At 68.1% G+C, this 19,902-nt stretch carries 21 protein-coding genes and 2 pseudogenes; 11 read left to right on the top strand and 12 right to left on the bottom strand.

Features of this window, described 5'->3' with window-relative positions:
* The first annotated feature begins 13 nt into the window (after positions 1 to 13).
* Complete coding sequence (locus VXM69_RS01510) at positions 14 to 529, top strand: Ohr family peroxiredoxin (protein ID WP_049034434.1); 516 nt, start codon at positions 14 to 16, stop codon at positions 527 to 529.
* A 61-nt stretch (positions 530 to 590) separates the two neighbouring features.
* Here the strand turns inward: VXM69_RS01510 and VXM69_RS01515 are convergent, their stop codons facing one another.
* The 3 genes from VXM69_RS01515 to VXM69_RS01525 all read right to left on the bottom strand — a co-directional run bounded on the left by VXM69_RS01515 (position 591) and on the right by VXM69_RS01525 (position 4,041).
* Entirely contained in the window at positions 591 to 1,019 is a 429-nt protein-coding gene (locus VXM69_RS01515) for a PRC-barrel domain-containing protein (RefSeq protein ID WP_034187621.1), read from the bottom strand.
* A gap of 383 nt (positions 1,020 to 1,402) precedes the next feature.
* Positions 1,403 to 2,533, bottom strand: a complete 1,131-nt coding sequence (locus VXM69_RS01520) for a 3-deoxy-7-phosphoheptulonate synthase (protein WP_059559179.1) — start codon at positions 2,531 to 2,533, stop codon at positions 1,403 to 1,405.
* A 191-nt stretch (positions 2,534 to 2,724) separates the two neighbouring features.
* The gene (locus VXM69_RS01525) at positions 2,725 to 4,041 is read right to left on the bottom strand and encodes a lipase family protein (RefSeq protein ID WP_124608490.1); all 1,317 of its coding nucleotides are present in this window, start codon (positions 4,039 to 4,041) and stop codon (positions 2,725 to 2,727) included.
* A gap of 405 nt (positions 4,042 to 4,446) precedes the next feature.
* Here VXM69_RS01525 and VXM69_RS01530 point away from each other — a divergent pair, with 405 nt between their 5' ends.
* The 3 genes from VXM69_RS01530 to VXM69_RS01540 are packed head-to-tail and all read left to right on the top strand — an operon-like array spanning position 4,447 to position 5,448.
* On the top strand, positions 4,447 to 4,641 hold the full coding sequence (locus tag VXM69_RS01530) for a hypothetical protein (protein WP_367188868.1): 195 nt from the start codon (positions 4,447 to 4,449) through the stop codon (positions 4,639 to 4,641).
* The gene (locus VXM69_RS01535) at positions 4,641 to 4,997 is read left to right on the top strand and encodes a hypothetical protein (protein WP_367188869.1); all 357 of its coding nucleotides are present in this window, start codon (positions 4,641 to 4,643) and stop codon (positions 4,995 to 4,997) included. Before VXM69_RS01530 ends, VXM69_RS01535 begins: the two co-directional genes overlap by 1 nt.
* A 28-nt stretch (positions 4,998 to 5,025) precedes the next feature.
* Positions 5,026 to 5,448: a hypothetical protein gene (locus VXM69_RS01540; RefSeq protein WP_049036790.1), complete on the top strand. Its 423-nt coding sequence runs from the start codon at positions 5,026 to 5,028 to the stop codon at positions 5,446 to 5,448.
* Positions 5,449 to 5,473: 25 nt separating this feature from the next.
* On the opposite strand, the gene VXM69_RS01545 is transcribed toward VXM69_RS01540, so the two are convergent.
* Positions 5,474 to 6,181, bottom strand: a complete 708-nt coding sequence (locus VXM69_RS01545) for a YceH family protein (RefSeq protein WP_034187617.1) — start codon at positions 6,179 to 6,181, stop codon at positions 5,474 to 5,476.
* A 373-nt stretch (positions 6,182 to 6,554) separates the two neighbouring features.
* Here VXM69_RS01545 and VXM69_RS01550 point away from each other — a divergent pair, with 373 nt between their 5' ends.
* Both VXM69_RS01550 and hutC read left to right on the top strand, forming a co-directional pair.
* A complete protein-coding gene (locus VXM69_RS01550) occupies positions 6,555 to 7,310 on the top strand; it encodes an SDR family oxidoreductase (protein ID WP_124608489.1) in 756 nt (251 codons plus the stop codon).
* Between the two features lie 133 nt (positions 7,311 to 7,443).
* Positions 7,444 to 8,181: a histidine utilization repressor gene (gene hutC, locus VXM69_RS01555; protein WP_034187615.1), complete on the top strand. Its 738-nt coding sequence runs from the start codon at positions 7,444 to 7,446 to the stop codon at positions 8,179 to 8,181.
* Positions 8,182 to 8,257: 76 nt separating this feature from the next.
* On the opposite strand, the gene VXM69_RS01560 is transcribed toward hutC, so the two are convergent.
* Both VXM69_RS01560 and VXM69_RS01565 read right to left on the bottom strand, forming a co-directional pair.
* On the bottom strand, positions 8,258 to 9,106 hold the full coding sequence (locus tag VXM69_RS01560) for a phytanoyl-CoA dioxygenase family protein (RefSeq protein ID WP_367188870.1): 849 nt from the start codon (positions 9,104 to 9,106) through the stop codon (positions 8,258 to 8,260).
* A 31-nt stretch (positions 9,107 to 9,137) separates the two neighbouring features.
* Positions 9,138 to 9,941 carry an ABC transporter substrate-binding protein gene (locus VXM69_RS01565; RefSeq protein ID WP_059559189.1) on the bottom strand — a complete coding sequence of 268 codons (804 nt, stop codon included), beginning with the start codon at positions 9,939 to 9,941 and terminating at the stop codon, positions 9,138 to 9,140.
* A 359-nt stretch (positions 9,942 to 10,300) separates the two neighbouring features.
* On the opposite strand from VXM69_RS01565, the gene VXM69_RS01570 reads away from it, so the two are divergent.
* Positions 10,301 to 10,585 (top strand): hypothetical protein, encoded by a 285-nt coding sequence (locus VXM69_RS01570; RefSeq protein WP_367188871.1) that lies wholly within the window; start codon positions 10,301 to 10,303, stop codon positions 10,583 to 10,585.
* A gap of 4 nt (positions 10,586 to 10,589) precedes the next feature.
* Here VXM69_RS01570 and VXM69_RS01575 read toward each other — a convergent pair.
* Positions 10,590 to 10,724, bottom strand: a pseudogene (locus VXM69_RS01575) (ankyrin repeat domain-containing protein); the annotation flags it as partial.
* Between the two features lie 135 nt (positions 10,725 to 10,859).
* On the opposite strand from VXM69_RS01575, the gene VXM69_RS01580 reads away from it, so the two are divergent.
* On the top strand, positions 10,860 to 11,723 hold the full coding sequence (locus VXM69_RS01580; RefSeq protein WP_059559191.1) for a LysR family transcriptional regulator: 864 nt from the start codon (positions 10,860 to 10,862) through the stop codon (positions 11,721 to 11,723).
* Positions 11,724 to 11,776: 53 nt separating this feature from the next.
* Here VXM69_RS01580 and VXM69_RS01585 read toward each other — a convergent pair whose 3' ends face one another.
* The 3 genes from VXM69_RS01585 to VXM69_RS01595 form a co-directional block, all read right to left on the bottom strand.
* Entirely contained in the window at positions 11,777 to 12,250 is a 474-nt protein-coding gene (locus VXM69_RS01585) for a nuclear transport factor 2 family protein (protein ID WP_034187611.1), read from the bottom strand.
* 56 nt (positions 12,251 to 12,306) lie between these two features.
* On the bottom strand, positions 12,307 to 13,491 hold the full coding sequence (locus VXM69_RS01590; protein WP_367188872.1) for an amidohydrolase family protein: 1,185 nt from the start codon (positions 13,489 to 13,491) through the stop codon (positions 12,307 to 12,309).
* Positions 13,492 to 13,557: 66 nt separating this feature from the next.
* Complete coding sequence (locus VXM69_RS01595; protein WP_124608486.1) at positions 13,558 to 14,757, bottom strand: amidohydrolase family protein; 1,200 nt, start codon at positions 14,755 to 14,757, stop codon at positions 13,558 to 13,560.
* A gap of 463 nt (positions 14,758 to 15,220) precedes the next feature.
* Between VXM69_RS01595 and VXM69_RS01600 the strand changes: the two genes are divergently transcribed.
* Complete coding sequence (locus tag VXM69_RS01600) at positions 15,221 to 15,829, top strand: glycine zipper 2TM domain-containing protein (RefSeq protein WP_367188873.1); 609 nt, start codon at positions 15,221 to 15,223, stop codon at positions 15,827 to 15,829.
* A 237-nt stretch (positions 15,830 to 16,066) separates the two neighbouring features.
* Positions 16,067 to 16,576, top strand: a complete 510-nt coding sequence (locus VXM69_RS01605; RefSeq protein ID WP_034187608.1) for a GNAT family N-acetyltransferase — start codon at positions 16,067 to 16,069, stop codon at positions 16,574 to 16,576.
* Positions 16,577 to 16,690: 114 nt separating this feature from the next.
* Here the strand turns inward: VXM69_RS01605 and VXM69_RS01610 are convergent.
* Positions 16,691 to 16,870: pseudogene (locus VXM69_RS01610) on the bottom strand (hypothetical protein); the annotation flags it as partial.
* 430 nt (positions 16,871 to 17,300) lie between these two features.
* Between VXM69_RS01610 and VXM69_RS01615 the strand changes: the two are divergent.
* Complete coding sequence (locus VXM69_RS01615; protein ID WP_034187607.1) at positions 17,301 to 18,659, top strand: aspartate aminotransferase family protein; 1,359 nt, start codon at positions 17,301 to 17,303, stop codon at positions 18,657 to 18,659.
* A 55-nt stretch (positions 18,660 to 18,714) separates the two neighbouring features.
* Here the strand turns inward: VXM69_RS01615 and VXM69_RS01620 are convergent, their stop codons facing one another.
* The gene (locus tag VXM69_RS01620) at positions 18,715 to 19,890 is read right to left on the bottom strand and encodes a M20 aminoacylase family protein (RefSeq protein ID WP_367188874.1); all 1,176 of its coding nucleotides are present in this window, start codon (positions 19,888 to 19,890) and stop codon (positions 18,715 to 18,717) included.
* Between the last annotated feature and the right edge of the window lie 12 nt (positions 19,891 to 19,902).

A 19,902-nucleotide genomic window follows, 5' to 3' on the forward strand; every position in this document is an offset into this window, starting at 1 on the left:
CGGATCGCACACCATGACGCCGCTGCGCCCGCCGCCCCTCTCGCTGCTCGACCGGTATCGCGGTCGGGAACCGCAAACGCTGTACTCGACGACGGTGACCGTCACGGGCGGGACGGCGGAGCACGGCCGCGCCTCCGGCGTCGCGCGTTCCGACGACGGGCGCCTGGATGTCGAGCTGCGCCTGCCGCCCGCGCTCGGCGGGCCCGGCGACGGCCCGAACCCGGAGCAACTGTTCGCCGCGAGCTATGCGGCGTGCTTTCACGGCGCGCTGAGCCTGCTGGCTGCACGGGCCGGCGTGTCGATCGCCGGGGCATCGGTGTCCGCATCGATCGACTTCTGTCGCGATCCGGTGGACGGGCTGTTCATGCTGAACGCGAACATTCGCGTGCGGCTGCCGGGTGTCGAACGCGCAGTGGCGGCGGAGCTCGTGCGCAATACGGAGCGCTTCAGCCCGTATACGAAGATGGCGCACGAAGGGATCAGTCACGTCGTGGCGCTTGCGCCGCCGGACGAGACATCGCAGCGCTGAGCGAAAATGAAAACGCGGGGCCCGCCGCATCGCGCAGCGGGCCCCGCGCCGGTACCGCAGGTCAGTGCTTTTCGTCGAGCTTCTTCGGCTTCGGCGGCGACGGCACCTTCGCGTACTGGAACGCCGGCGTGGCCTTCAGCGCTTCCTTCGTCGCGCCCGGCAGGTAGATGTTGCCGTTGCGCACGTCGAGCGACGCGATCGGCACCGCGACGTCGTGCGCGGCCACGCCGAGGAAGCCGCCGGCCGACACGATCGCGGCCGACACCGAGCCGTCCGGCGCGACGATCAGGTCGCGCACCTTGCCGACTTTCTGGTTCTCGTCGTTGTACACGGTCTTGCCGAGCACGCTCTTCTTCACGCTCCAGCCTTCGAGCAGCGCCTGCGACTGCTCGACGGTGACGCTGATCGGCTGCGCGCCCGCGATCTGCGCGTGCGCGCCGACGCTCGACGCGAGGACGGTTGCTGCGATGAGGGTCTTGTAAAACTTCATATGCGTTGCACTCCGGTTCGGTTGTTGTTGATTCCGGGGACGAAGCGGCGCGGACGCAACGGCTGATCGGTGAGCGCCCCGCGCTTCGTCGGTCGCGTGGCGGCCGGCCGCACCACCACGCCATGTGTACGTGACGGACCGGCGCAGCCGGGCCGCAGCGTGCGACACGGCTTCATGGTAGCGGCATTCGGCGGATCGTGCGCCCAGGGTGCAACGTGACACGCCGGACGAGCCGGATCAGGATCAATGATCGTGCGGACAGACCGGGCGGGCGGCGCGGAAAAATGGCATCGATGCCCGTCGATCAGGACAACCTCACGGATGGTCCCCCGATCTTCGCGGCGCCTCGAACGGCGCGGCCGGCGCCGCGCCGCCACGCGGCGTCACGCATTCCGCGAATAGGTGCGCCGGTGCCGCACGGCATCGGCCAGCACGTCGAGCACCGGCTCCGTCTGCGCCCAGCTCAGGCAGGCATCGGTGATCGACACGCCGTACTTCAGCGGCACGCCCGGCTTCAGGTCCTGGCGCCCGGCTTCGAGGTGGCTCTCGACCATCACGCCGACGATCCGATGTTCGCCCTGCGACAGTTGCCGAGCGAGATCCTGCGCGACGTCGACCTGCCGGTCGTGCGACTTGTTCGAGTTCGCGTGCGAGCAGTCGACCATCACCTGCTCGCGCAGCCCGGCCTTGCGCAGCACCGCGCAGCATGCCTCGACATGCTCGGCGTCGTAGTTCGGGCCGGTCTTGCCGCCGCGCAGGATCACGTGCGCGTCGTCGTTGCCGCGCGTCTCGAAGATCGCGGCCATCCCCATCTTCGTCATCCCCATGAACGCATGGCTCGCGGCGGCCGCGACGATCGCATCCGACGCGACCTGCACGCCGCCGTCGGTGCCGTTCTTGAAGCCGATCGGGCAGCTCAGGCCCGACGCGAGCTGCCGATGGCTCTGGCTCTCGGTCGTGCGCGCGCCGATCGCCCCCCACGCGATCAGGTCGGCGATGTATTGCGGGCTCAGCAGGTCGAGGAATTCGGTCGACGCCGGCAGGCCGAGCGCATTGATGTCGAGCAGCAGCTGCCGCGCGGCGCGCAGCCCTTCGTTGATGCGGAAGCTGCCGTCCAGGCGCGGGTCGTTGATGTAGCCCTTCCAGCCGACCGTCGTGCGCGGTTTCTCGAAGTAGACGCGCATCGTGATCAGCAGGTCGTCCTTCAGCGCGTCGGCGGCGGCTTTCAGGCGGCGCGCGTAGTCGAGCGCCTGGTCGTGATCGTGGATCGAGCACGGGCCGACGACGAGCAGCAGCCGGTCGTCGCGGCCGTGCAGGATGTCGCCGATCGCGCGGCGCGTGTCCTCGACGAGCGTCTGCGTGCCGGCCGGCACCGGCAGCTCGTCCAGCAGCAGCGCCGGCGAAATCAGCGGGCGCACGGCGCCGATGCGGACGTCGTCGATGCGCGTGGTGTCCTGCGTCGCGTCGGCGCTGCCTACCTCGCGATCGTGGGAAGGATTGTCGAGGTTCTGCATGGTGATTCTCCGGGGGACGTCTGGAATGATGGGCAGGCTCGATTATGGCACCCGGAGAAGGCGGCAGCGGGGGACGGCAGGGGAAGGCGGACAGTCGTCACACCGGTCACGCGACCGACGTCGAAACATCGTAAAAAAGGGCGACCCGAAAAAGATCGCCCGGCCATGCATGCAGTCGTACGCCGTCGCGCCTAATGCAACGTCTCGGGCGCCAGCGAGTTGCTCGGCAGCAGCGACGTCAGCCAGCAATTGCTCGGCGCGGCTTTCCCGTTGAAGCGGTCGTAGAGCCAGGGCAGCATCCCGGCCACCCACGGCACGATCGCGCCCGCATGCTCGAGCGGATACTCGGTGTACGTGACCCGCGTGCCGCTGGCGCAGAACTTCTGCGCCAGCGCGCGCACGTCGTACGCGAGCATCACGCCGTCGCCCACCTGGCTGCTGAAGGTGCCGTCGAGCGCCCCGGCCGTGCCCTGGCCGATGAACATCGGGATCGTCGGCGATGCGGCCAGCCCCGCATTCACCTTGTTCGCATACGTCACGTACGCCGGGATGCTGTTGATGTCGTTCGCGTATTGCGGCTTGAACAGCGTGCCCCAGCGCAGCCCCGTGTACTTCGGCAGGATGTACGCGAGCGACTGGTTCTGGATGTCCTTGAACACGGCCACGCCGGTATCGCTGAGATACGGCGTCAGGTCGAAGTCGTAGCCGCGCACCAGCCCGGCGAGCGCCGCCGCCGCGACGCCGCCCCACACGATGCTGCCGTCGACGTAACGCAGGTTGTGCGCGGGATCGACCAGCACGCCGCCTTCCGCCGCGCCGACGAGCTGCTTGTTGACGTCGGGCGCATAGCTCGGCGCGAGCTGCGCGGCCCAGTTCGTCGCGATCGCGCCGCCGGAATAACCGATCATCGCGACCTTGCTCGACGGATTCAGGCCGGTCGACGGCGTATTGAGCGCCGCACGGATCGAATCGAGCGTCGTCATCCCGTATTCGGGGCCGGCCGCGAAGTCTGCCGTCTGGCCTTCCGTATCGGGCACGATGATGTTGTAGCCGAGCAGCAGCAGCGTCGACAGCGGGATCGATTCCGCGCTGTAGAGCAGCGTGCCGACGTTGATGACCTTGGTCACGTCGCGGTCGCCGGCGATCACCTGCGACGGCTCGTCGTACGGGTTCAGCGAATCGTAGGCCGACTGGTACGAAATGGCGTGGCCGTTGCTGACCTGGCTGCGAATCACCGACGTCACGTTGACGACGGGCTGGTTCCGCGCGTTGTTGGTGCGGTACAGCAACTGCTGCGCGGTCACGGCGGTCGGAATGCCGGCCACGTGATAGGTGACGTTGCGCGTCTTGAGCACCGTGCCCGGCGGAATCGACGCCAGCGGCGTGGTGCCGGTGTACGTGTAGAACGGATCGGGCACGGTCGGCGCGGCGGCGCCGGCCGACGGTGCGGCGATGGCCAGCGCGGCGCACACGGCGGCCGCGACGGTCATGAGTCGTCTGGAGGACATGGGTGGGGGCCTCTGGGATAACCTGCTTTCATCGAAGGAAGTTCGGCGGTATTGCAGACCATCGTGCCTGCCGCATCAAAACCGTTTCCGTGCCATCGACTGTCTCCTGTGAATGAATGATCCGGCTTGTTCTGAACCTGTCGTTTTAGTAGGAGTACAAACCGGATTCATTGAAGCACAACGCGAACGCGTTCGACGCGCGTTTTCGATTGTTTGAAGGTAAACGTCTAAAACCCTCGCCGGCCGACGCATGCGCACCGGCCGTTCGGCCGACTGTTCGCGTTTTGCCGGGGTACCGTACGATCGGCGCTGTCCGGTAACGAAGCGGCCCGTCGCAGGAGGCGGTCCGCGCCGTCCACCGCCTGCTCTGCAACCGTTCGCTCCCCGCCCCACGGACTCGCCACGATGACCGTATCCGAACTGCTCAGTGCCATCCGCCAACCCTACGCCGATCTGCTCGCGAAAGCGGCCACGCGACCGTCGGTGATCGTCGAGCCGGCCTACCGGAAGGCCGACGGCACGCTCGCCACTGAAGGGCCGCTCGCGCTGCCGTGCCGCGCCGACACCATCGCGGCCGAAGGCGAAGCGGCCGGCCCGTGATGATCGATTCGACCACGCAACTCGATTTCGACCCGTTCGAGTTCGACCTCGAAACGGCAGCCGTGTCAGTCCGCCCGTTCGTATGGGACTGGGTCGTGATCGAGGCCGACGGTCTCGACGAAAGCGCGGCGGCCGATGCGTTCAAGACGTGGTTCCTCGCGTGGTTCGATGTCGACGACGAGAACGATCCGGCCGAAGACGGGCTGCACGGCATCGTGCATTACCTGTCGGAACCGGTTCGCACGGAACACGGGTGGCGCGTCAATGCGGATCTCGGCTCGGCGCCCGAGACGGCCGTCGAGGATCTGCTGTTCCGGCTCGTCGATGCAGGTGCGACGCGGATCAGCGTGGGTTGAAATGGCGCATCGTCGTTCACATACGCTCATGAAGAAAGCGCTCGCGCTGCTGATGCTTTGCATCGCATTGCCCGCCTCGGCCGAAGTGAGCACGAAAGTGCCGTGCTTCCGGACAGCCGGCGGCCAACCCGTGCGCGTCGAACCGCGCATGTACCACGACGACGTCGCGAAATGGTCAGGTGGCATCGTCCGTCATGCGAAATCGAACACGGCCATTCCGTTGCCGTTCAAGCACCGGGACGCGGAAATGCTGGCAGCCGACCGGTCGTATCAATACACGACGACGTGGTGGGGAATGGTCGACGGCACGATCGACGGCGAATACGAAATGATGAGCCAGGGTGCGATGGTCTATTCGATCCCCTACACAAACGCGCGCACGGGCAGGAAAACCGATTTCGCGTGGGCGCCGGATATCGACGCTTCGGCGAAATCGGGGCGCCGCTGGTAGCGAGGAGCGCGTTGCAGGCTGTCGGTCAGCCGGCGTCGCCCGGCGCGTCGACGTCGATGCCGAGTTCGCTCGCCATCCGCTGAACCAGCGCATTCAGTCGCGCCACTTCATCCGCGAGTCGCTTCTGCTCGGCCTTCAGCGCCTCGAACTCGGAAGGCGGCACCGAATCCGCGCCGCCGGCCTCCGCGCTGGCGAAATCGGCCACGTTCACCTCGCCGCACATCAGGTGCATCCAGCGGTTCTCGCGCGCGCCCGGTGCGCGCGGCAGCCGGACGACGAGCGCCGGCGCGCGCGCCGCGAGTTCGTCGAGGAACGCCTCGACCGACGAGATATCCGCGAAGCCGTGCAGGCGCGCGCTGTTCAGGCGCAGCTCGGCGGCCGTCTGCGGGCCGCGCAGCAGCAGGATCGTCAGCAGCGCGATCGCCTGGCTCGGGATGCCCAGCACGCGGTTCATGTTGTGTTCGAAACGCGGCACGCGGCTGCTGCTGCCCTCCATCACGAGGCTCAGGTGCTTCAGCCCGTCGAGCGCGGTCGTGACCTCGTCCTCGCTGACGTTCATCACCGGCGCGCGCGCGGTTTTCTGGTTGCAGCCCGCGGTCAGCGCGTTCAGCGACAGCGGGTACGTATCCGGCACCGTGTGCTGTTTCTCGACGAGCACGCCGAGAATGCGGGCCTCGAGGGGCGTGAGTTCGCGAAGGGCGCGTGGCGTGGGCGTATCCGGCGTGGTGTTCATGAGTGGCGTCGCAGCGTGCAGCAGGTGAAGGGAAACGATCGCGGCCCGTCCGGCATCGCGCACGGGCGAGCCATATGATAGCTCGCGACGCACGGCCCGGCGCCGCGCGCTGCGCCGGCGCGCGCACTTGCCGCAGCGGGCTGTCGTCCAGCCTGTCGGCGCGCCCGATACCGCGCGGCAACGCCTGCACGCACGCACCGGCATTTGCGCGATACACATGCCGGCGCTACGATATGCGTTCACCCCGGTATCCGTGGCGCCGCACACGATCGTCTTCGCCCGCCGATGCCACGCGTCGCCCGTCCTTATCGTGCTGCCGCCGCGCATGCACGCCGCCCGTCAACACCGTTCACGCCTTCACCGGTTCACTGCCATGACTGCATCCTCTTCCGCGCCGCACGTGCGCGCCATCGTCACCGGACACACGCGCGGCCTCGGCGCGTCGCTCGCCGAACAACTGCTGCTGGAAGGCGTCGCCGTGCTCGGCGTGTCGCGCAGCCGCCATCCGTCGCTCGCGTCGCAAGCCGGCGACCGCTTCTCCGAAGTCGAGATCGACCTGTCCGACACCACGGCCGTCGCAGCCTGGCTCGCCGGCGACACGCTGCGCCGCTTCGTCGACGGCGCGTCGCTCGTGCTGCTGTTCAACAACGCAGGCATCGTCGATCCGATCGGCCCGCTCGCCACGCAGGATCCGGCGATCGTCGCGCGTGCAGTCGGCCTGAACGTCGCGGCGCCGCTGATGCTGTCGGCCGCGCTCGCGCAAGCGGCTTCGGCCGCGACCGAATGCCGGATCCTGCACCTGTCGAGCGGCGCGGCCCGCAACGCATACGCGGGCTGGAGCGTTTACTGCGCGACCAAGGCCGCGCTCGATCACCATGCACGCGCGGTCGCGCTCGACGCGAACGGCCCGCTGCGGATCTGCAGCGTGGCGCCGGGCGTCGTCGACACGGGCATGCAGGCGACGATCCGCTCGACCAGCGAAGACAACTTCCCGATGCGCGAGAAGTTCGACGAATTGAAATCGAGCGGCGCGCTCGCGACGCCCGAGGCCGCCGCACGCCAGCTGATCGGCTATGCGCTGAGCGATGCGTTCGGCGCAGAGCCGACGGCCGACGTGCGGAACCTGTAATCGACATCGCCCCTCCTGTCGACGGACGGAAAGGAGTCGTCGGATCAGCGGCCGCCCGCAAGGCCGCGTCCGGAGCGCCACCGGGCAAAGACGATAGAATCCCGCTGGTATTTCACCCACGGAAACCTCCTTGATGGTCACGAAGGCCGCCGCACCGTTCCAGCAGATCAAGACGCTCGTTCGCCAGAACGTCGAGTCCGGCGACTGGCGCCCGGGCGACCGCATCCCTTCCGAGCTCGATCTCGCCGCGCAGTTCGGCGTCGCGCGCATGACGGTCAACCGCGCGCTGCGCGAGCTGACCGAGGAAGGCGTGCTGAAGCGCATCGCGGGCGTCGGCACCTTCGTCGCCGAGGTGAAGCCGCAGTCGAACCTGCTGATGATCGCGCACATCCGCGACGAAATCCGCGCGCGCGGGCACGAATATCGCTGTCGCGTGCTGAGCCGGGCGAGCGAGCCGGCATCGTTCGACGTCGCGGCCGCATTCGGGCTGCCGGTCAATACGCCGGTCTTTCATGTGGTGTGCGTGCACGAGGAAAACGGCCGCCCGATCCAGCTCGAGGACCGCTACGTGAACCCGGCCGCGGCGCCCGGCTTCATCGACCAGGATTTCCAGACCGAGCCGCCGTCCGAGTACCTGTACAACAACGTGTCGCACTACGAACTGGAAATCGAGCACGTCGTCGACGCGTCGCTGCCGACCGTCGAGCAGGCGCGGCTGCTCGACATGCGCGCCGACGAGCCGTGCCTCACGCTCACGCGCCGCACGTGGACCGACGGGCTGCCCGTCACGTTCGTGCATTTCCTGCATCCGGGCAACCGCTACCGGCTCGGCTCGCGCTTCAAGCCGGGCGCCGGGCGCCACCCGACCTGATCTTTCCCCGTACGCGCCAATGGACACGGCGGCCGTTTCATGACGAAACGGCCGCCGCGTTCGTTCGCCGCGCCGGTCAGATCGCGCCGACCTGCCCCGCGCCGCGCGACCACACGACCGGAAACAGCGGATGGTCGAGCGGTGCGCCGTCGGCCAGCTGCTCCGCGAGCCCGGGGAAGTCGGGCGACGTTTTCCAGCGGCGCGGCGCGTGACGGATATCGTCGCCGACGAAGCGGATCGAGAACGCGCGCCGGCGGTTCCGCGTGCCGCCCGACGCATGCAGCGTGAGCATCCGGAAGCACACCATGTCGCCGGGCTCGAGCGCCCAGCGGCGGATCGGGAACGCCGCGCGGTCGGCTTCGATATCGGGCAAGTCGGCCAGGCTGCCTTCCGGGAACCACTTCGCTTCCTTGTCCATGAACGTGCGCGGCATCAGCCACGGCCCGCGATGCGAGCCCGCGACGAATTCCAGCGTCGATTCAAGCGGCACCGGATCGACCGGAATCCACATGCTGACGTTGTCGTCGCCTTCGATGTTGTAGTACGGCTGGTCCTGGTGCCACGGCGTGCGCTGCCGCGTGCCGGGCTCCTTCACGAGCAGGTGGTCGTGATGCAGTCGCACGCGCCCGGTTCCCATCAGCGCGGCGGCGACCGACGGCGCCGGCGAGCGCACGATGAAGTCGCGATACGCTTCGTTGTGCTGCCAGTTGCAGAAATCCTCGAAGAACCAGCCGGGATCGTCGGGCCGGCTCGCGACTTTCGCGCGCGCGCTCGGCCGGGCAAGATTCACGTCGATGCCGGCCCGCAGCGCGGCCACTTCGTCGGGCGAAAAGATGCCCTTGATGCAGACCGCGCCTTCCTCGCGGAACGCGGCAATCAGTTCGGGCGTCACGGCTTGCGCGACTCGATCCTGGATACTCGTCATGGTGTGCCTGTCCATTGAATGAATCACCGGGTCACGGCGCCGAAGTCAGCTGCTGCTTCGCGCCGTAGATGTCGAAGTCGAAATATTTCGCGGCGATCTTCTGGTATGTGCCGTTCGCGCGGATCGCGACGATCGCGTCGTTCAGCCGCTTCTTCATGTCCGCGTCGCCCTTGCGCACGCCCATCGCGACGCCGTAGCCGGTGATCCGTGCGTCGGTCACGTCGGGGCCGGCGAACGCGTAGCCCTTGCCGCGCGGCGTCTTCAGGAACGAGTAGCCGGCTTGCGTCTTGTCCTGGAAGGTCGCGTCGAGGCGGCCGTTGACGAGATCCTGGTACACCTGGTCCTGATTCTGGTAAGAGACGATCGTCACGCCCCGGGTCGCCCATTCGGCCTTCGCGTACGCCTCCTGGGTCGTGCCCTGGTCGATCCCGATGCGCTTGCCCGCGAGCGACGCGGCGGTCGGCAGCAGCTTCGAGCCGACCGGCGCGACGAGCGCACCCGGCGACGCATACAGCTTGTTCGAGAAGTCGATCTGCTTGAGCCGCTCGTCGGTGGCCGTCATCGCCGACATGATCACGTCGAACTTGCGCGCGCGCAGCGCCGGAATCATCCCGTCGAAGCCCTGCTCGACCCACACGCACTTCGCATGCAGCTGCTCGCAGATCGCATTGCGCAGGTCGATGTCGAAACCGGCGAGCGAGCCGTCGGGCTGCTTCGCCTCGAACGGCGGATACGTGGGGTCGATGCCCCAGCGGATCGTCGACGTGTCCTGGGCGAACGACACGAGCGGCGCGAATGCCAGCGCGGTAACGAGGAGCGTTGCAGTGCAGTTCATGGCGGGTCCTTGCAGGTCTCGACGCGGCGGGCGACGCCGGCGTCCGGTGGAGGCGCCGCGCCGGAGAGCCGGCGCGGTGCGCGAAAGGCGGGACTTCGATGAGACTGGGATGCAGTCTAGACCGCATAAATTTCGAGTGCAAGCAGGGGAAACAATGGAGCGCGATGGACCGACGGGAGATGAGGACCAGGGAGGCAGGGGAGCCTTCGATTCAACGCATTTCTATGCGGAATTCAGGTGCTCCCGTGCGCGACACCCGTCCGCGACGAAACGCAAGAAATAGCGGTCTATACCGGTATCCGTGCCGATAGGTTGCCCGATGTTTCATCGAACCTGCCGATCACGCGCCCCATACCGCAGTGGACTTCCGCGGCGATCGTCCAACCGCGCGGGACCTGTTCGACTTGTGCCTGGTCATCGAGCGGGAGCCGGCAAGCTTGATCGAAACCGCTGCGTTTCTCGTTCGGCATCGCGACACGTTTCTGCGTTTGCTCAACGAGCCTCGCACGTTCGTACGGCCGCGGTTCGACGACATCCGGACACTCGGCTACACGCCGTCGTTCGACTCTAGTGTTGAACTCGCCGACGCCTTCCTGCGAAAACTCCCCGGCGGCACGCCCGAGCCCAAATCGCGCCGCCGCTAACCCCGGCCACGCCCGCATCGATCAGCCTGCGCACCGTCTCGACACGACCGCGTTCGGCCGCCGGATTCAATGCGGTGTCGCGATACCGGTGCGTGCCGCGCAGGTCGGCGCCGGGCGCGAGCGTCATCCGCAGGATGTCGTCAGGCGCCTCAAAAGCCCGCGAAACGCGCCGCCCCAAGTCCGGCCAAACCGCGATTGCCCGCGCCGTCCGCGCATGTTAAAAGTCGTCGCATGCATGTGGAAATGCAATGCTCGAATCCGCAAAAGTGCAAAAATGAATAGACCCCTGTTCGACCTCGACCTGCTGCGCGCGCTCGTGATGGTCGCCGACTGCGGCAGCTTCACGACGGCTTCCGCGCGCCTGCATTCGACGCAGTCGACGGTCAGCCAGAAGGTGCGCCGGCTCGAGGAAATCGCCGGCCACCGCCTGCTCGATCGCGGCACGCGCGATGTCCGGCCGACCGATGCGGGCGTGACGGTGCTCAGCTATGCGCGGCGCATGCTCGCGTTGAACGACGAAATGCTGGAAGCGTTGTCGGGCGCCACGGTCGCGCTGACGATCCGGCTCGGCGTGCCCGACGATTTCGCGGCGGGCCGCACGACGCACGCGCTCGCGGCATTCAAGCGCGAGCATCCGCAGGTCAAGCTCGAAGTGACGTGCGGGCTGAGCCGCGACATCTGCGCCGCGTACGATCGCGGCGAACTCGATCTCGTGCTGATCAAGCAGCGGCGCGACAGCCGCGAGGCCGTCGTGCGCTGGCCCGAGAAGCTGCGCTGGATCGACAGCGCGAAGCATCCGTCGATCGATCTCGACCCGGTGCCGATCGTCGTGTTTCCGCCGCGCGGGCTCTATCGCGACGACATGATCAAGGCGATCGAGGAGCGCGGGCGCCGCTGGCGCATCAGCTTCACGACGTCGAGCCTGAGCGGCATCCAGGCGGCCGTCGCGGACGGGCTCGGCATCAGCGTGCTGCCCGCGCGCGTGGTGACCGACGAGCACGTCGTGCTGACCGCGAAGCAGGGCTTCGCGCCGATCGAGAACATGGATATCGCGATCCTGCACCGGCCGACGGCCGACCCGATGGTCAGCGAGCTGACGAAAGCGCTCGCGGCGATGCTGGAACTCGAGGGGCGATAAGCCGCGCGGATTTCATCCGGGCGCCACGCACGGGGCGCACTGCCCCGGACATGTCAGAACATCGTGTTGCCGTTCGCGGCCTGCTCGGGCACCGGCTGGTTCACGTCCCAGTGCTCGACGATCTTGCCGTGCTCGAGCCGGAAGATGTCCATGATCGCGCTGCCGCGCGTGCCGGGTTCGCGCACCGCGTGCACGTGCAGGATCACGTAGTCGCCGTCGACGAACGAACGCTTGATCTCGCTGTGCGACCGCGGATAGGTGTCGCGCAGAAAGGCGACGAACTTGCGGAAACCGTCGCGGCCGTCGGCCGCGTTCGGATTGTGCTGCACGTAGCGATCGCCGACATACGCGAGCGCGGCGTCCGCATCCTTTTCGTTGAGGCCTTTCTCGTAGAACGCGAGCACCGTCCGCCGGTTGGCTTCCTGCCGCGCATCGGCCGGATCGGCCGCCACCGCGTGCGCGGCCGTCACGGCGAACAAGGCCGCCGCCGTCCATCGTGCGGCCCGTGCCGCTGTCGTGCGTCGCATCGTCGTCTCCCCGGAAATCCGGCTGAAAACCCGATCATACCGGCGCGACGCCATGCTCAGACGAGTGCGCCGTCGCGCGCGACGATCGCCCCCGACGATACGACGAGACGCCGCACCGGCCGCGCGACGACGGCCTCGGCGAACGTCAGCGCGTCGACGAGCACGACGTCCGCACGGCTGCCCGGCCGCAGCCCGTAATCCGCGAAACCGCAGCCGTGCGCCGCACCGTGCGTCACGCAGTCGAGCGCGACTTCGAGCGCATCGTCGCGGCGGAAATCGTTGCGCATGCCGATCAGCATCGCGCGTTCGAGCATGTCGGGCGAACCGTACGGCGTCCACGTGTCGCGTATGCCGTCGTTGCCGCCGATCACGATCACGCCCGCCGCCCGGCACGCGGCGACCGGCGGCACCGGCACCGCCGCCGGCGCGGTCGTGACGATCGCCACCCCGAGCGCGGCCATTCGCGCGAGCAACGCATCGCGCTCGCGTTCGGCGATATCGCCCAGGCAGAAACCATGACTGATCGTGACCTTCCCCTGCATGCCGTGCGCGGCCGTGCGCTGCAGGATCAGGTCGAGCGAATACGCGCCCATCGACCCGCGCTCGTGCAGATGGATATCGAGCCCGCGGCCGTGACGCTCCGCGATCGCGAACAGCACGTCCACCGCCTCGACCGGATCGCCTTCGATCGCGCACGGATCGAGTCCGCCGAGCAGGTCGGCGCCGGCGCCGAGCGCATCGGACAGCAGCGCATCGGTGCCCGGCCGCTTGAGTACGCCCGACTGCGGAAACGCGACGATCTGGATGTCGACTTGCCCGCGCAGCGTCTCGCGCGTCGCGAGCACGCCGTGCAGGTGGCGCAGGCCCGCTTCGGTATCGACGTCGACGTGCGTGCGGATGCGCGTCGTGCCGGCCGCGAGGAAGGCTCGTGCCAGCGCGAGCGACGCGGCGCCCGCGTCGTGGCCGCTCGTCGCGCGATAGTGGCGTTCGTTCTCGATGCGGTCGACGAGACGCGGCCCGACCTGGTTGCGATACCACGGCATCCCCCAGTGCGTCTTGTCGAGGTGCGTGTGGCCTTCGACGAGGCCGGGCAGCGCGAGCGCGCCCGCGCCGTCCTCGATCGCGCAGCCGGCGGGCGCGTCGAGCGACGGGCCGACACGCGCGATGCGGTCGCCTTCGATCAGGATGTCGAGTGCGGTGTCGGCGCTCGTGCGGACGTTGCGGATCAGCAGGTTCGTCATGTCGATTCCGGTGAAGTCGGTCAGTGCAAGGCCGGCACGGCGCATGCCGTGCCGCCGGCCGGTGGGTCAGCGCGTGAAGCGCAGCGACGGCGCGAACGGCGCCCCCGTGTCGCTTTCGCCGCGGCGGAACACCCAGCGTTCGGCCGGCACGCCGGCGACGGCCGCCGCCGCGTTCGGCGCGCGCACCGCGACGAAACTCGCATCGCAGCCCACCGCGATGCCGTAGTGCGCGTTGCCGATCACGCGCGCGCCGGCGTACGTCGCCATGTCGAGCGCGATGCCGAGCGCTTCGTCGGTGTAGAAACCCGACCGGTAGCCGACCATCATCGCGCGCTGCAGCATGTCGCCGTTGCCGTACGGCCACCACGCGTCGCGAATGTTGTCGTTGCCCGCGAACACGTGCACGCCCGCGTCGCGCAACAACCGCACCGGCGGAAACGCGCAATCGCCCGGCGCATTCGTCAGGATCGATACGCCCGCTTCGGCCAGCGCCGCCGCGGTGCGCCGGACTTCGTCATCGCTCACCTGGCCGAGCGCGTACGCATGGCTCACGTTCACGCGCCCGCCGAGCCCGGCCGCACGCGTGCGCGCCGCGATCCGCAGCAGTTGCGCGATGCCGATCTCGCCCGGCTCGTGCAGGTGGATGTCGATCTTCGCGCCGCGTTTCTCCGCGATGCCGAACACGATGTCGAGCTGGCCGTCCGCGTCGCCGTCGAGCGTCGTCGGATCGATCCCGCCCACGACGTCCGCGCCTTCGCGCACGGCCGCGTCGAGCATCGCGGCCGTGCCCGGGCACGTCACGACGCCGGCCTGCGGAAACGCGACCAGTTCGATGTCGACGATCCCGCGCCATTGCTCGCGCGCGGCCATCACGGCCTGCAGGTTCGACAGGCCCGTCGTCGCATCGACGTCGACGTGGCTGCGCATCGCGATCGTGCCGAATGCGGCGGCCTGCGCGATCAGCGCGTTCGCGCGCTCGACGATCGGCGGTGCGGCGGCAAGCTGGCGCTTCTCGACCGCGAGCCGCTCGCGCAGCGAACCGACCGATTCGTGCGGCACCCAGCGAGCGCCGACGAAGCTCTTGTCGAGGTGGATGTGGCCGTCGACGAAGCCGGGCAGCACGACGCGGCCGTCGAGGTCGATGGTCTCCGCGCCGGGCGCGGCTGCGCAATCGGCGCCGATCGCCGTGAAGCGGCCGTCGCGGACGACGAGGTTGACGGGCTGGCCGCCGGCATCGACGGCGTTGATGAAGAATCGTTCGGTCATGGCCTGGAAGGTGGGGCGGTCGCGGCGCGCCGCCGGCGCGGATAGGGGAAGGAACCGCAGCCGGCGCGGCGCGACCACGGGCAGGGAATCCGGCCACGATATCGGACGCTGCCGCCCGCGGCCAATTAAATGTCGCGATGCCGCGCATTCGATTTCGCGATGTGTGCCGCACACGCCCGCCGGGTCTCGCGTGACGCAGGGGTTCGATCGCAACGGAGGGCCGACACGCCGCATGAAACAAGCGGGCCGCATCACCGGCACGCGGATGACTGGAAACCGCTTCGCGCCGTTGTCGGGCCTGGCTCGAACGCCGCGCCGGCGCAGCGATTTACGCGGCAACAGACTTTACACGTTGTTACCCGGCCGCACCGGACGCGCATCCGGCCATTCCTTATACTCACGCCGAGTTCGCCACCCGTGACGGGAATCCATCGGCGGACACGTTGCCGATGCAGGAAACATCATGATGCGCATGCCCTCCACGAAGACCGTTCTGTTCGCCTCGCTCGTCGCCGTGGCGGCGCTTCCCCTGACCGCCTGCGTCGCACCCGGCTACTACGGCGCGCAGCCGGGCTATCCGCAGCAGCAGCAATACGCGACGCCCGGCTACGCGCAGCCCGCGTATTCGCAGCCGGGCTACGTGCAGCAGCAACCGGCGTATCCGAACCCGGCGCCGCAGCCGTACGATCAATACGGCAACCCGCAACAGCAATACGCGAATCCGTACGGCACGCAATACGGCACCGTCGCGAACATCCAGCCGGTCAACGGCTCGGTCGGCCCGTCGGGCGTGGCCGGTACCGTCGTCGGCGCGCTCATCGGCGGCGTGCTCGGCAACCAGGTCGGCCGCGGTCACGGCCGCGATGCGGCGACCGTCATCGGCGCGCTCGGCGGCGCGGTGGCGGGCAACCAGATCGGTCAGCAGATGGGTGCCGCGCAGGGCCCGAGCAGCTACCGGATCGACGTGCAGGTCAGCGACGGCTCGATGCGCTCGTTCGACGTGCAGTCGCCCGGCAATCTGCGTCCGGGCGACCGCGTGCAGATCAACGGCAATCAGCTGTCGCGGTATTGATTGATGCCCGTTGCGTGCGCGTGATCTGATCGCGCGCACGTCGTCCCTTCCGTCACGCCGGCACGGCCGCGTGACCCGCCATGCGCGCACGGCCCGCAACGCTCCGGTGCCGCCGAAATGCGCAACGCGCCGAACGGCGCCACGCGACATCCGAATTCCCATTAGGATGAGGACGATGCATCCCGCGGCTACGGCAGCCCGCGCCGGCATGCACGCCTCTCAACCGGAATCCCGCCGATGACGATCACGACCCGCCTGCTCGATGCGGCCGACGCCGCCCGTTTCCAGACCGTTCGCCTGCGTGCGGTCGATACCGCGCCCACGTCCTTCCTGCCGACGCTCGACGAGGAATCCCAGGTGCCGGTCGACGAATTCGCGACGCGCCTCACGCCGAACCACGAGCGCGCGGTGTTCGGCGCGTTCGACGGCGAGACGCTCGTCGGCATCACCGGTGTACGCCGCGATGCGCGCGCGAAGATCGCGCACAAGGCGACGATCTGGGGCGTGTTCGTCGAGCCCGCGTATCGCGGCCGCGGCATCGCGCAGGCGCTGCTCGAAAGCGCGACCGAGCATGCCGCGCAGGCGTGGCAGTGCAAGCAGCTGATGCTGTGCGTAAACGAGGTCAACGGCAACGCGGAGCGGCTGTATGCGTCGCAAGGGTTCGTGCGGTTCGGCACGGAGCCGCGCTCGATGTTCGTCGACGGCCGGTTCTACGACGAGCACTACATGATCAAGACGCTCGCGTAACGCGTTCACGTTCATCCGCTTCCGTATTTGCCGTTGCGTTCGCGTGCATCGGCCGACCACGCCGCACGCGAATGCCCCCCTCGCCTCATGGCATCGCCGCTTGTCGGTGATCGTCACGTTCGTCGGCGTCATCGCGCTCATGTTGAACGTTTGGACCGGCCCCGGCGATGTGACTGTCGGCGTGCGCGTTGCGACGGGCGTGCCGAAGTCGCAGTTGCCCGTCGTCGCGCCGGGGATCGGCCGCACGGCAGGCGTGGGCGGCGTGCCGTTGCAGTCGGACGCGACCCGGCCCCTGCGCGACGATCGCCTGGAAGCGTGGTGGGTCCCGCCGTTCGGCGTCAATTCATACGTCGTCGTACCGTATCACACCGTCCAGGCAGGATCATATCAAGGCAGATTCTTGTCTCCGACTGCATTCTCATTGGTTCGATGCTATGAATGTGTGCGCACACTCACTTCTGACAGACCGCCTCTAAAGATACGTTGTCATACCTTTATGCGCAAAAACTTTAGCTAAAAATCCTCGTCGGATTCGATCGCCTCCCGCGCCAATTCGCGCGCCGGTCAGTATCCGGCACAGCTTCGATTCACTCGCGCCATCTTGAAATCGAACAGGACGCGCCCGGGCGTTCCCCCCGCCATCACGCCTCGGGAATTCCGCCCCTGTTCAGCCCCCTGCCGCCCGCGCTATCGTTTCTCCTTGTTCACAGCCCAGGAGCTGCCTTTGCCTTCCCGCCACGGAGTCGACCTCATCCGCGCCCGCGCCTTGTTCGATCGCGAGCGCCAAGCGTTCACCGAAGCCATGCCGGTCTCCCGCGCGCTGTCCGCGGAAGCGTCCGAGCACCTGCTGTTCGGCGTGCCGTTGCACTGGATGCAAGACTGGTCGACACCGTTCTCGCTGTATGTGAAGGAGGCGCGCGGTGCGACGTTCACCGACGTCGACGGCCATCGCTATGTCGATTTCTGCCTCGGCGATACGGGCGCGATGTTCGGCCACGCGCCCGAACCGGTCGCCCGCGCGCTCGTCGAACAGGCCACGCGCGGTTATACGACGATGCTGCCGAGCGAAGACGCCGCATGGGTGTCGCGCGAACTCGCGCGCCGCTTCAAGCTGCCGGTCTGGCAATTCGCGCTGAGCGCGAGCGACGCGAACCGCTTCGTGCTGCGCTGGGCACGCGCGGCCACCGGCCGCAACACGATCGTCGTGTTCAACGGCTGCTATCACGGCACGGTCGACGACGTATTCGTCGATCTCGTCGACGGCCGCCCGGTTCAGCGCGACAGCCTGCTCGGGCAATCCTACGACCTGCTCGCCAACACGCGCGTCGTCGAATTCAACGACCTGGCCGCGCTCGAAGCCGCATTGAAGGATGGCGACGTCGCGTGCGTGCTGGCCGAGCCCGCGATGACGAACATCGGGATGGTGCTGCCCGACCCGGGCTTCTGGGCGGCCGCGCGCGAACTGACGCGCCGCTACGGCACGCTGCTCGTGATCGACGAGACGCACACGATCAGCAGCGGCCCCGGCGGCTACGCGGTCGCGCACGCTCTCGAACCGGACATGCTGGTGGTCGGCAAACCCATCGCGGGCGGCGTGCCGTGCGCGGTATACGGCTTCAGCGCCGAATTCGCGGAACGCGCGAAGCAGGCCAAGCTGAACGCGCCGCCCGGCCATTCGGGCATCGGCACGACGCTTACCGCGAACATGCTCGCGATGCATGCGATGCGCGCGACGCTGGCCGACGTCGCGACCGACGCCGCGTATGCACACATGTTCGAACTCGCCGCGCGGCTGGCGACGGGGCTCGAGCAGGCGATCGCGAAACACCGGCTGCCGTGGTGCGTGACGCGCATCGGCGCGCGCACCGAATTCCAGTTCGCGTCCGCGCCGCCGCGCAACGGCACGCTGGCCGGCGCGCAACTCGACAGCGAACTCGAGCACATCGTGCACCTGTACCTGCTGAATCGCGGCGTGCTGATCACGCCGTTCCACAACATGATGCTCGTGTGTCCGCAGACGACGGCCGACGATGTCGACCGGCTCGTCGCGCAGTTCGACGCGTGCCTCGGCGAACTGGTGTGACGTGACGACGCGCGGGACGGTGCTCGCGCGAGCGCGTACCGTCCCGCAGCACGCGCTACGCGGCCCGCAACGCCCGCCGCGCCACTTCCGCGAAATACCGCGCGCCCACCGGCAGGATCGCGTCGTTGAAGTCGTACGTCGCGTTGTGCAGCGGCACGCCGCCGTGGCCACCCGCTTCACCGTTGCCGATGAACACGAAATTGCCGGGCACCACCTGCAGGAACGCGCCGAAATCCTCCGAGATCATCATCGGCTGCACGTCGGCATTCACCGCCTCCGCGCCCGCGACCTGCGCCGCGGCCCGCACCGCCGTGTCGACCCATTCCGGCGAATTCACCGTCGGCGCGAACTCGTGCGTGTACTCGAACGTGCAGGTCGCACCATGCGTGCGGCAGATTCCTTCGCTGATCTCGCGCATCCGCGTTTCGAGCAGCGCCTGCACGTCCCGCGAATAGCTGCGCGTGTCGCCCTTGATCGTCACGGTTGACGGCAGCACGTTGCGCAGCCCGTCGGTGATGAACTCCGTGCACGAAATCACCGCCTGCTGGCCCGGGTCGAGATTGCGCGACACGATCGTCTGCAGCGCGAGCACGACCTGCGCGCCGATCACGATCGGATCGATGCCCATGTGCGGCCGCGCCGCATGCGTGCCGCGCCCATCGATTCGGATCACGAAATTGTCTTCGCTCGCCATGATGCCGCCCGCGCGCGTCGAGAACGTGCCCGCGCGCATGCCGGGCATGTTGTGCGCGCCGAAGATCGCGTCGACCGGAAAGCGCTCGAACAATCCGTCGGCCATCATCGCCTTCGCGCCGCGGCCGTGCTCTTCCGCCGGCTGGAAAACGAAACGCACGGTGCCGTCGAAATCCTTGCGCTCGGCCAGCAGTTGCGCGGCGCCGAGCACCATCGACATGTGGCCGTCGTGCCCGCACGCATGCATCTTGCCCGGCGTGCGCGATGCATGTTCGCGGCCCGGCGCGTGCTCGGCGATGTTCAGCGCGTCCATGTCCGCGCGGATGCCGATCGCGCGCTTGCCGGTGCCGGCCGTCAGGTTCGCGACGAGCCCGGTGCCGCCGATCCCGCGATGCACGTCGAGCCCGAGCGTCGTCAGGATGCGCGCGACGTAGTCCGACGTGTTCACTTCCTCGAAACCCGTTTCAGGATACTGGTGCAGATGGCGGCGCCAGGTCTTCAGTCGCGCCTGCAGCGTGCTTTCCTCGATTGTTTCCATTGCGTTCGCCTC

The sequence above is a fragment of the Burkholderia sp. Ed8 genome, from assembly GCF_040761425.1.
In the GTDB taxonomy this organism is placed as follows: domain Bacteria; phylum Pseudomonadota; class Gammaproteobacteria; order Burkholderiales; family Burkholderiaceae; genus Burkholderia; species Burkholderia seminalis.